This window comes from Nostoc sp., from assembly GCF_036917355.1.
Lineage (GTDB): Bacteria > Cyanobacteriota > Cyanobacteriia > Cyanobacteriales > Nostocaceae > Nostoc.
Genome location: NZ_JBALDP010000015.1, coordinates 127084 through 138833 on the forward strand (window position 1 = coordinate 127084; position 11750 = coordinate 138833).

At 43.3% G+C, this 11750-nt stretch carries 9 protein-coding genes; 8 read left to right on the forward strand and 1 reads right to left on the reverse strand.

The annotated features are described in order from the left end of the window. The first annotated feature begins 56 nt into the window (after positions 1-56). The gene (purH, locus tag V7K53_RS04495) at positions 57-1577 is read left to right on the forward strand and encodes a bifunctional phosphoribosylaminoimidazolecarboxamide formyltransferase/IMP cyclohydrolase (RefSeq protein ID WP_335196434.1); all 1521 of its coding nucleotides are present in this window, start codon (positions 57-59) and stop codon (positions 1575-1577) included. A 449-nt stretch (positions 1578-2026) separates the two neighbouring features. Here purH and V7K53_RS04500 read toward each other — a convergent pair whose 3' ends face one another. Then, positions 2027-2554: a DNA topology modulation protein gene (locus V7K53_RS04500; RefSeq protein WP_335196435.1), complete on the reverse strand. Its 528-nt coding sequence runs from the start codon at positions 2552-2554 to the stop codon at positions 2027-2029. Between the two features lie 128 nt (positions 2555-2682). On the opposite strand from V7K53_RS04500, the gene gatB reads away from it, so the two are divergent. The 7 genes from gatB to V7K53_RS04535 all read left to right on the forward strand — a co-directional run. After that, positions 2683-4158 carry an Asp-tRNA(Asn)/Glu-tRNA(Gln) amidotransferase subunit GatB gene (gene gatB / locus V7K53_RS04505; protein ID WP_335196436.1) on the forward strand — a complete coding sequence of 492 codons (1476 nt, stop codon included), beginning with the start codon at positions 2683-2685 and terminating at the stop codon, positions 4156-4158. Between the two features lie 788 nt (positions 4159-4946). Next, a complete protein-coding gene (gene argJ, locus V7K53_RS04510) occupies positions 4947-6188 on the forward strand; it encodes a bifunctional ornithine acetyltransferase/N-acetylglutamate synthase (RefSeq protein ID WP_335196437.1) in 1242 nt (413 codons plus the stop codon). 116 nt (positions 6189-6304) lie between these two features. Further along, on the forward strand, positions 6305-6445 hold the full coding sequence (locus V7K53_RS04515; RefSeq protein ID WP_335196438.1) for a hypothetical protein: 141 nt from the start codon (positions 6305-6307) through the stop codon (positions 6443-6445). 559 nt (positions 6446-7004) lie between these two features. Beyond that, on the forward strand, positions 7005-8387 hold the full coding sequence (locus tag V7K53_RS04520; RefSeq protein ID WP_335196439.1) for a CmpA/NrtA family ABC transporter substrate-binding protein: 1383 nt from the start codon (positions 7005-7007) through the stop codon (positions 8385-8387). Between the two features lie 82 nt (positions 8388-8469). After that, a complete protein-coding gene (gene ntrB / locus V7K53_RS04525) occupies positions 8470-9309 on the forward strand; it encodes a nitrate ABC transporter permease (RefSeq protein ID WP_335196440.1) in 840 nt (279 codons plus the stop codon). A gap of 120 nt (positions 9310-9429) precedes the next feature. Further along, positions 9430-11430 carry an ABC transporter ATP-binding/substrate-binding protein gene (locus V7K53_RS04530; protein ID WP_335196441.1) on the forward strand — a complete coding sequence of 667 codons (2001 nt, stop codon included), beginning with the start codon at positions 9430-9432 and terminating at the stop codon, positions 11428-11430. Between the two features lie 84 nt (positions 11431-11514). Continuing rightward, positions 11515-11750, forward strand: a 236-nt coding sequence (locus tag V7K53_RS04535; RefSeq protein WP_442940466.1) for a hypothetical protein, incomplete at its 3' end; no start/stop codon positions are given.

Sequence of the window (11750 nt, forward strand, 5' to 3'; positions counted from 1 at the left end):
GGCTTATGCAAAACTTGAGATCCTTCGCTTCTAGCCTACTTTTAAGGAATCGATCAATGGCGCGTCTAGCCCTGCTGAGTGTATCTAACAAAACTGGTATAATTGACCTCGCCCGTAGTTTGGTTGAAGAATTTGACTTTGATTTAATCAGCAGTGGGGGAACAGCCCAAGCACTCAAAGATGCGGGACTCCCTGTCACCAAAGTTGCAGATTATACAGGTTCACCAGAAATTTTAGGTGGCCGAGTCAAAACCCTACATCCCCGAATTCATGGCGGAATTTTGGCGCGGCGAGATGTTCCCCAAGATATTACAGATTTAGAAAATAACCAAATTCGCCCGATTGATTTAGTGGTGGTGAATTTATATCCCTTTGAGGAAACGATCGCTAAACCAGGGGTGACATTATTAGAAGCTGTAGAACAAATTGATATCGGTGGCCCTGCTATGCTGCGGGCATCATCGAAAAACTTCGCCCATCTCGCTGTATTATGCGATCCGGCACAGTATGACGAGTATTTGGAGGAATTGCGCCAAAATGACGGCATAGCATCACTAGAGTTTCGGCAAAAGGCAGCATTAAAAGGATTTTCGCATACTGCTAGTTACGATCGCGCGATCGCATCTTACCTGGCAGAAGCACAGCAGTACACCCTTAGCGGTACACAATTGCAATCTCTGCGTTACGGCGAGAATCCCCATCAACCCGCCACCTGGTATCAAACTGGTACTACTCCAACGGGATGGGCAGCCGCAACGAAACTCCAAGGCAAAGAACTTAGTTACAATAACTTAGTTGATTTAGAAGCCGCACGCCGAATTATTGCTGAGTTCACTGATACTCCAGCCGCAACGATAATTAAACATACAAATCCTTGTGGTACGGCACTGGGAAGTACGATTTCAGAAGCGTATCAAAAAGCTTTCAACGCTGATTCTACTTCTGCCTTTGGTGGAATTGTCGCACTCAACCGTCCGATTGATGCGGCTACAGCTAGCGAGTTAACTAAAACATTTTTAGAATGTGTGGTTGCACCAAGTTGTGATGGGGAAGCCCAAGAAATCCTGGCTAAGAAATCTAATGTGCGGGTTTTGACTCTAGCTGATTTGAGCAGTGGCCCTAAAGATACAGTAAAAGCGATCGCAGGTGGTTTCCTTGTCCAAGCTAGTGATGATGTAATTGCTGACGCCAGTCAATGGCAAGTTGTAACTGAACGTCAACCCACACCAGACGAATTAGCCGAATTGTTGTTTGCTTGGAAAGTTTGCAAACACGTTAAATCTAATGCCATTGTTGTTACGAGCGATCGCACTACACTAGGAGTAGGTGCTGGTCAAATGAACCGCGTCGGCTCAGTTAAAATTGCCCTAGAACAAGCTGGAGAAAAAGCCAAAGGTGCAACTCTCGCCAGCGATGGATTTTTCCCCTTTGATGATTCAGTCAAAACAGCCGCCGCCGCAGGAATCACAGCCATTGTCCAACCAGGGGGAAGTTTGCGCGATAAAGATTCAATCAAAGCTGCTAACGAACTAGGTTTACTGATGGTCTTAACTGGTGTACGTCACTTTTTACACTAAATCATTGCTTATTAGGTGTGCAGTTTACAAAGTGTCACACTAAATACTTTCTTTATAATTGAAGCAATGATATTATCTAATCGTGTGTGAGGAGCAAGTTAAAAATAAAAAGCGCCTGGGGTGGAAACACGGCAACACTCCCAAGCGCTTTTTAATTTGTCAGAAATTGGATTTCCTGTGGGGTTTTAAAATTGTCACTCAATATACTTGCCATTTGATAGAAGTAGTGATATTCTCTATTTGTGTGTGAGGAGCAAGTTAAGAATAAAAAATGTCTGGGGTGGAAACACGGCAACACTCCCAGGCATTTTTTAATTTGTATATAGAAGTTATAGTAATTTATCCTTGGTTACTGGTAATTGGTTAGCACATAAATAGCAATATCCACTTTACCTATAGTGTTTCTCCGCTAGTAAATGATATATTATTTCAGCTAATTTTAATAAAAGTCAATTGAGTAAATCTGAATTGTGGGAAATATTTTGCAAAAACTCCTTGACTTCTGTTGGTTTGCGGAGAACAATAACTTCCTGGTTGGGTGTTACCTGACTAAGTTTTTCTAAAATTCCAGGACGACGAGTAATTGGGTATGACCAGATATATTTGAGAAATTCCCAATTCAATCTTTCAGGACAATTTGATGCCATATCAGACCTGGATTGTCCTGCATACATGAAACGACGTTTAATCACTCGCGATAAACACAAAAGCCGAGGAAAATCTAAAAAAATTACCGTGTCTGCAACCGACAAACGAAGGTCGAGAGTACCGCCATAGTTACCATCCATAATCCAAGATTCTCGTAGGGTTAGGTCTTGGATTATGCTCTGCCATTCAGTTTTTGGAGTCTCAATCCAACCAGGATTCCAGTACCAAGCATCCAAGTGAATCACTTCTAAACCTAAAATAGTTCCTAGTTCGCGGGCTAGGGTAGATTTACCAGCACCTCCAGAACCAATAATTAAGATTTTCTTCACCTTAGATGTGCTTCTCCCTTTTCAAGCTCAAGAGGTAAGCATTGCTCACCCAAATAACCGTCTTCAGGGCAACTCAATACGCCGCTACAATAGTACCCTAAGAAGGATTATGCCGAAATAGTGATATTATGACGACTGCTAGCACTGTAAAAACTGAGTATGAAGCGATTATTGGTTTAGAAACCCATTGTCAACTGAGTACCAATACCAAGATTTTCTCTAATAGCTCTACGGCATTCGGCTCTGACCCCAATACTAACATTGACCCAGTTTGTATGGGTTTACCTGGGGTCTTACCTGTACTCAATCAAAAAGTATTAGAATACGCCGTCAAAGCTGGTTTGGCACTAAATTGTCAAATCGCTAAATATAGCAAATTTGACCGTAAGCAGTATTTTTATCCAGATTTACCCAAAAATTACCAAATTTCTCAATACGATCTACCGATCGCAGAACACGGTTGGTTAGAAATTGAGTTGGTGGATGCTGAGGGTAATCCGATTCGCAAACGCATTGGGATTACGCGTCTGCACATGGAAGAAGATGCGGGAAAATTGGTACACGCTGGTAGCGATCGCCTCTCCGGTTCTTCCTATTCTTTGGTAGACTACAATCGCGCAGGTATCCCATTAGTAGAAATTGTTTCAGAACCCGATCTGCGTTCTGGACTAGAAGCGGCTGAATATGCCGAAGAATTACGTCGCATTGTCCGGTATCTCGGCGTGAGTGACGGCAACATGGAACAAGGATCTCTGCGCTGCGATGTCAACATTTCCGTGCGTCCAGTGGGACGAAAGGAGTTTGGCACCAAGGTAGAAATTAAAAACATGAACTCCTTCAGCGCCATCCAACGGGCGATTGACTACGAAATTGAACGGCAAATTGCCGCCATCGAAGCAGGCGATCGCATTATCCAAGAAACTCGGTTGTGGCAAGAAGGCGCTCAATGTACAAGTAGTATGCGGGTGAAAGAAGGTTCTAGCGATTACCGCTACTTCCCCGAACCAGATTTAGCACCAATTGAGGTGTCAAATGCACAATTAGAGCAATGGCGTAGCGAACTACCAGAATTACCAGCCCAAAAACGCCATCATTATGAAAGTGAATTGGGGCTTTCCGCTTACGATGCGCGAGTGCTGACAGAAGATCGTTCAATCGCCGAATATTTTGAAACTGCGATCGCATCTGGAGCAAATCCCAAAGCTGCTGCCAACTGGATTACTCAAGATATTGCAGCCCACCTCAATAAGCAAAAACTCACTATTACTCAAATCGGACTGACTCCCACCAATTTAGCAGATATTATCACTCGCATTGAAACGGGCAAAATTAGCAATGCTCAAGCTAAACAAAAGTTGCCAGATTTACTCAGTGGTATTTCTCCTGAGAAAGCCTTTGCCGGACAAGAGTTAATAACCGATCCTAGTGTACTGGAACCCATTATTGATGAAGTCATAGCCGCGAACTCCAAAGAATTAGAAAAGTATCGCAACGGTAACACTAACCTCAAAGGTTTCTTTGTTGGACAAGTTCTGAAAAAGACAGATAAACGTGCCGATCCTAAGCTGACTAATGAATTGGTCGAGAAAAAACTGAACGCCTAGAGTGTCTGTCGGTCAAGCTAACTTTGCTGGGTGAGCAAGCAAAAGGTGCAGAGGAGCAGGGGAGCAGGGGAGCAGGGGAGCAAGGGAGAAGTTTTAGTAAGTTTTTCCCTCTGCCTCTCTGCCCCTCCGCTCCTCTGCCAATGCCCAATTCCCAATTCCCCAACTAAGTATTTTCCCGGTCTTGCTTCACACAATCTTCATATAAAAGCTGGTGACAACCCTCATACGTAAAATGATATGCTGTGGTAAGTAGATGCACCCTGATGATCTGGAGAGCTGCCTAAGTAGCTCTCTTTTTTATTTTATTTTCGTGGTATTTACGGATAAAATTCCAAAATTTTTAGAAATAATCTCAATAAATAAGTATTAACCATTAAAAAGTAAATCAGAGAGATCGGTAAGTAGATGTATCCTGACGATCTAGAGAGTGACCCAAGTTGCTCCAATACTTTTCGGATAAGCCTAACAATCTCTCTTTTTGCCTGGGAAAAGGTTAAAGGGCAAGGGGGAAAGGTGAATTCAAGCCTTTTCCCTTTCCCCTTTCCCCGTTAACCGAAAAGTATTGCAAGTGGCTCTCCTTTTTTGTTTTGGTTTTTCGTCATAAGAAAGGTAAAAACAATTATGCCAATCGCCAACTGGTGCATTATTATTGCCATCAGCAAATAAACTCACAATAAAAAGGAGTGGGGAGTGGGGGAAACTAATAACTCTTAACTCGTAACTCCTAACTCAGCGCTTTTGTAAAGTACAAATTGACCTATCCAACCTGATAGCTGTAAGGAAGAATAATGGCAGATTGGCAAGAAATAACAGGTGGCATCACAGCACCAAGGGGGTATCAGGCGGCGGGAATTACCGCAGGATTGAAACCTTCAGGGTTGCCAGATTTAGCTTTGATATTCTCAGAAGTGGAAGCGATCGCAGCGGGTGTGTTCACCACCAGCCAAGTTAAAGCTGCCTGCGTAGAATATTGTCGCCAACGCTTGCAAGCCAAACAAAGCGCTCGTGCCATCCTCTGCAATGCTGGACAAGCAAACGCCGCGACAGGAACTCAAGGCAACCTTGATACCCTAGAATCTGCTCTGGCAGTAGCCCAAGCCCTGAACATTTCGTCTGAATCTGTGTTATTGGCTTCCACTGGTGTGATTGGTCAAAGAATTAAGATGGATGCCTTGCGAAGTGGAATTCCCAAAGTAGTAGCAGCACTATCAGCAACAGGTTCGGATGCTGCTGCTGGGGCGATTATCACTACAGACTTGGTAACAAAATCCATTGCCCTAGAGACAACTATAAGCGATCGCCCGGTACGAATTGGCGGCATTGCCAAAGGTTCCGGTATGATTCACCCTAATATGGCAACCATGCTGGCATTTGTGACTTGTGATGCTGTGGTTTCGCCTCACCTTTGGCAGCAGATGTTAGCAAGGGCAGCTGATAGAAGCTTTAATTCCATCACTGTGGATGGTGACACTAGCACCAACGACAGCTTAATTGCCTTGGCAAATGGTCAATCTCGCACCCCAGCAATTATAGAATGGGGCGCAGAAGCAGAGAAATTAGAGGCGATGTTAACAGCAGTTTGCCAGCATTTAGCCAAAGCGATCGCTCGTGATGGTGAAGGCGCAACCTGTCTCATTGAAGTGGAAGTAACAGGGGCCCATGACGAACTCTCAGCCCGACAAATAGCGAAAACCATCGCCGGTTCATCCTTAGTTAAATCTGCAATCTTTGGACGCGATCCAAATTGGGGACGCATCGCCGCCGCCGCCGGACGTGCAGGTGTGCCATTTGAGCAAGAAAACCTGCAAATTAAGCTAGGGGATTTCTTAATGTTAGAAAATGGACAACCTCTGCAATTTGACCGTGCAGCCGCAAGTGCTTATTTGAAAAAAGCAGCCGCGGGTGCTTATCTCCAACAGGATACGGTGTTAATCTCCGTTAATGTTGGCAATGGTTATGGTGTAGGTAAAGCTTGGGGTTGTGATTTGAGTTATGACTACGTGAAGATTAACGCCGAATACACTACCTGAACTACTCCCAATTGTTTGCGTTGTAGAGGCGCGATTCATCGCGTCTTTACCCAAGGATGTAGTTAGATAAGTTTTATGTTGCCAGCATCGTCAAGTACCGTGGCATCATTGCGCTGATGCAAAACTTCTTTTCTGATATGTGGGAAAACAACAACAAGAACACTAAACTTCGTCACGCAGAACTAGGGCTGCTGCTTAAAGAGACGGGGTTTCTTCGTGGTATTGGAAACGGCAGATTAGTTGCGATCGCTAGATAATAAATACACCTATTTGGGATGTTTGCTTAGGTCTACAGCTTTCCCAGCCTTACCATCTTACCCTCATCGCAGTGCGCTCCTAAATTATAGGGATAACATAATGGTTGTGATAAGTAAAAACTTATATATGACAAATAACTACTAAAATAAAGTTACAAAAGAAGTCAAGATAGTCAATCATCAAGTAAACATAATAGTATTCATAAATAAGAGTTGATACATTAAAAATTATTCCTATAATTGAGGATAATAGATAAACTTTTCCTTATACATCCAATCTAATATTTATTTAATAAATCGAGGTTCCAAGTTAACAATTTGGGCTTCAAAGGCTGTAAACTGATTTCAACAAGGTGAATGATACCTCTGCATCACACTAGAAAAGCAGAGCCAATAATTTAACCGAGTTCTTATATAGGTAGCTATTTCATTGATGAAATGGCTGCGATCGCTTGGTCAAATATAGCTTGATTAATCATTAATAATGCAAGAAACCAAGGTTTTTTGCCTAAATTGTCATAGCTATAAAAAATAACATTCACGTTTTCAGGAGATATTTATGACAGAATTTTTTAATCAAATTTCTCGCCGCAAATTCATCTTCACAGCCGGAGTATCTGCGAGTGCTGTATTGCTCAAAGGCTGTTTGGGTAATCCTCCTGAAAACTTGACTGGTGGAAGTACCCAAGCACAGCCAACTGCTCAAACGGTTGCTAATATTAGCCCTGAACAAACACCAGAAACTACTACAGTGAAGCTGGGATACATTCCTATTGTAGAAGCGGCTCCTTTAATTATCGCTAAAGAAAAAGGCTTTTTTGCAAAGTATGGGATGAGTAATGTTGACCTTTCCAAACAAGCTTCTTGGGGTGCAGCCAGAGACAACGTAGAAATTGGTTCTGCCGGTGGTGGGATAGATGGCGGTCAATGGCAGATGCCGATGCCACATTTAATTTCAGAAGGTTTAATTACCAAGGGCAATCAAAAAATTCCCATGTATGTATTATGTCAATTAATTACGCATGGAAATGGAATTGCGATCGCCAGCAAGCACCAAGGCAAAGGTATTAGTTTACAACTCGCCAGTGCTAAGTCCCTATTCAAGGAATTAAAATCCTCAACACCCTTCACAGCGGCATTTACCTTTCCCCACGTCAACCAAGATTTATGGATTCGCTACTGGTTAGCAGCAGGTGGCTTAGATCCAGATGCAGATGTCAAATTGCTCACAGTACCTGCGGCGCAAACTGTAGCCAACATGAAAACCGGAACAATGGATGCCTTTAGTACAGGCGATCCCTGGCCTTATCGCCTAGTGCAAGACAAAATCGGCTACGTAGCAGCATTAACCGCAGAAATTTGGAAAAATCATCCTGAAGAATATCTTGCCATGAGAGGCGATTGGGTTGATAAGAATCCCAAAGCTACCAAAGCAATTTTAAAAGGAATTATGGAAGCCCAACAATGGCTAGATAATTTTGACAATCGCAAAGAAGCGGCTGAAATTTTGGCTGGACGAAATTATTTCAATCTTTCTTCACCTGAAATACTAGCCGATCCATACCAAGGTAAATATGACATGGGCGATGGTCGCAAAATTGATGATAAATCAATGGCTGCTTATTACTGGAAAGATGAAAAAGGTAATGTCTCTTATCCATACAAGAGTCATGATTTATGGTTCATCACTGAAAATGTTCGTTGGGGATTCTTGCCAAAAGATTATCTAGACAATAATGCTGCTAAGGCAAAAGAACTGATCGACAAAGTCAACCGCGAAGATATTTGGAAAGAAGCTGCCAAAGAAGCTGGGATTGCTGCTGCTGATATTCCCACAAATACATCCCGTGGTGTAGAAGAGTTTTTTGATGGCATCAAATTTGACCCTGAAAAACCAGAAGAATATTTGAAGAGTTTGAAAATCAAAAAAGTCGGTATTTAGAGGCACGATTAAACTCTTGTAGAGACGCGATGAATCGCGTCTCTGACAAATAACAAATAAAATTTGCGGAGAATACAACATCATGACAATAGCTCAAAAACGCCCTGCAAGCCCTAGATTGAGTAATGGCTTTATATCCAGCTTGAAAAAGCAGTTTCCTGACCTAATACCACCAGCGATCGCCATCTCAATCTTCCTCGTTCTCTGGCAACTCTTCGCTTGGATTCCGGGAGCCACATTACCAGGGCCAATACAAGTTATCCAAGACACTTGGGTTTTGATTTTCTGGCCATTTTATGACCGAGGTGGCATTGATAAAGGTCTATTTTGGCAGATTCTCGCTAGTTTGCAACGGGTTGCTATCAGTTATACCCTAGCTGCGATCGTTGGTATTGCCTTGGGTATTTTGATTGGGGTTAATAGAACCATGTCCAAAGCTTTAGACCCCATCTTTCAACTACTGCGGACAGTACCACCTCTAGCTTGGGTTCCGATTTCTTTAGCAGCTTTACGACAAAACGAACCCGCAGCCTTATTCGTAATTTTCATCACCGCCATTTGGCCCATCTTAATTAACACTGCTGTCGGCGTTACCCAAATTCCCCAAGATTACAACAACGTCGCCAAAGTTCTGCAACTTAGCCGCAAAGAATATTTCACTAACATTTTGATTCCTGCGGCATTACCCTACATCTTTACTGGTTTGAGAATTGCGATCGGTTTAGCTTGGTTAGCAATTATTGCCGCCGAAATCGTCATGTCTGGTATTGTCGGAATCGGCTTCTTTATCTGGGACGCTTATCAAAATAACAACGTCAGCGAAGTTATTTTAGCTCTAGTTTATATCGGCGTTGTTGGGTTGCTTCTAGATAAAGCAATGGGTTGGCTGCAAAACAAGATTTTACCAGCAGAGCAAAAATAGTCATTAGTCATTAGTCATTGGTCATTGGTCATTTGTAAAAAGCTAAGGACTAATGACCAGTACTAAGGACTAATAGCATAAAGACAAAGGACAAATGACTAATGACAAAGGACAAATGAGATGTTTGTAGCTGTTGACCAAATTGATAAAGTTTTTGAATTAACTGGTGGTGGCAAATATATCGCCCTCAAAGGAATCGACCTCCAAATTAAAAAAGGAGAATTCGTTTCTTTGATTGGTCACTCCGGTTGCGGTAAATCCACACTCTTAAATATGATTGCGGGTTTGGATTTGCCAACTGAGGGTATTGTCACTCTTGAAGGACAAAGAATCACCAAACCCGGCCCAGACAGAATGGTGGTTTTCCAAAATTATTCCTTATTACCTTGGCGGACGGTAAGAGAAAATATTGCCCTCGCCGTGGACTCGGTAATGAAAGGTATACCCGCAGCCGAACGCAACGCCATTATCGAAAAACATATAAATATGGTGGGTTTGCGTCCCCATGCTGATAAACAACCGGGAATGTTATCAGGTGGACAAAAGCAACGAGTTGCGATCGCCCGCGCTTTAGCGATTCGTCCCAAATTACTCTTGCTAGATGAACCATTTGGTGCATTAGATGCACTCACACGCGGCAATTTGCAAGAACAACTAATGCAAATTTGCGAAGAAAATGAAGTTACCGCCGTGATGGTGACACATGATGTAGATGAAGCCGTGCTGTTATCTGACAGAATCGTGATGTTAACCAACGGCCCCGAATCTAAAATCGGCGACATTTTAGAAGTAGATATTCCCAGACCCCGCAAGCGCATGGAAGTAGTAGAACATCCTAGCTACTACAGCTTGCGGAGTGAGATGATTTACTTCCTCAATCAGCAGAAGCGCATCAAGAAAATTCGGGCGCGCAAAACTGGCGACGTTGCCCGTCATGGATTAGAAAAAGTTAACCTAGAAATTGGCTTTTTACCTCTAACAGCTTGCGCCCCCCTAGCAGTTGCTAAAGAAAAAGGTTTCTTTCTCAAACATGGTTTAGATGAAGTTAACCTCGTGCGGGAAAGTAGCTGGCGGGGTATAGAAGATGGCATAAGTGGCGGTTATTTAGATGCGGCGCAAATGCCTTCAGGGATGCCGATGTGGTTAACTTTGGGAGGACATAATAACCAACCTCTGCCCGTTGTCACTGCCCTTACCATGACTCGCAACGGTAACGCCATTACCTTGGCAAAACGCTTTTACGACCAAGGAGTGCAAACCTTATCAGATTTCAGAAATCACCTGATTCTCACCCACGAACAACGGCATACAATGGGGGTAGTGCATCCCGCTTCTATGCACAACTTGCTGCTGCGTTACTGGCTAGCGGCTGGTGGAATTGACCCCGACAGTGATGTAGACATGAAGACCATTCCCCCAGCGCAGATGGTAGCCGATCTAAAAGCCGGAAGCATTGATGGCTACTGCGTCGGCGAACCTTGGAACTACCGCGCGGCTGTGGAAAATGTCGGTTTTACCATCGCTACCGACTTAGAAGTTTGGCTGGGACACCCCGGTAAAGTTCTTGGTGTGCGGGAAGATTGGGCAGAAAATTATCCAAATACGCATATCGCCTTAACCAAAGCTTTGTTAGAAGCTTGCGTGTATTGTGCAAATCCTGAAAATACCCAAGAAATTCGCCGAATTTTAGCAGGGCGAGAGTACGTCAGCACTGATTTAGAATACATTCAACTCGAAGATCCAGATAATCTTACCTGTGACTTAGATCATCCGTTGCGGGACTATGCCCATCATCAGTTTTATTCTGAGTCTGCTATCAACCGCCCCAGTCGCACCGAACAAATTTGGATTATGAGTCAATTGGCGCGTTGGGGTGATACTCCCTTCCCTAGAAATTGGGTAGAGGTTGTGGAACGGGTGTGTCGCGTGCGTGTTTTCAGCACCGCCGCACGAGAATTAGGTTTGGATATTAGCTATATTCGCCAACCGATCCAACTGTTCGATGGTACTCCCTTTAACGCCGACGATCCGATCGCTTATCTCAACAACTTGAAAATTAAACGTGATTTTTCAGTCGCGGAAGTTATTCTTGATGCACCGAGAAGGAGACTCGCTTCATAAAAAAATCGTGAGAGAAAGAGGGAGTGGAAGGAGTAGCACATCACGCGCGAACCTTTTATCCCCGTTAACGAGTATCTGAACTGGATGAATCCACCTTTTATCTCCGTTAACGAGTGTTTGAACTGGATGAATCCACCTTTTATCTCCGTTAACGAGTGTTTGAACTGGATGAATCCACCTTTGATCTCCGTTAACGAGTATTTGAACTGGATGAATCCACCTTTGATCTCCGTTAACGAGTATTTGAACTGGATGAATCCACCTTTTATCTCCGTTAACGAGTATTTGAACTGGATGAATCCACCTTTTATCTCCGTTAA

Excerpts from the sequence above, each read along its gene's own strand:
- V7K53_RS04520 (WP_335196439.1), top strand. The coding sequence starts at position 7,005 with ATGACAGAATTTTTTAATCAAATTTCTCGCCGCAAATTCATCTTCACA.
- gatB (WP_335196436.1), top strand. The coding sequence starts at position 2,683 with ATGACGACTGCTAGCACTGTAAAAACTGAGTATGAAGCGATTATTGGT.
- V7K53_RS04530 (WP_335196441.1), top strand. The coding sequence starts at position 9,430 with ATGTTTGTAGCTGTTGACCAAATTGATAAAGTTTTTGAATTAACTGGT.
- argJ (WP_335196437.1), top strand. The coding sequence starts at position 4,947 with ATGGCAGATTGGCAAGAAATAACAGGTGGCATCACAGCACCAAGGGGG.
- purH (WP_335196434.1), top strand. The coding sequence starts at position 57 with ATGGCGCGTCTAGCCCTGCTGAGTGTATCTAACAAAACTGGTATAATT.
- ntrB (WP_335196440.1), top strand. The coding sequence starts at position 8,470 with ATGACAATAGCTCAAAAACGCCCTGCAAGCCCTAGATTGAGTAATGGC.
- V7K53_RS04515 (WP_335196438.1), top strand. The coding sequence starts at position 6,305 with ATGCAAAACTTCTTTTCTGATATGTGGGAAAACAACAACAAGAACACT.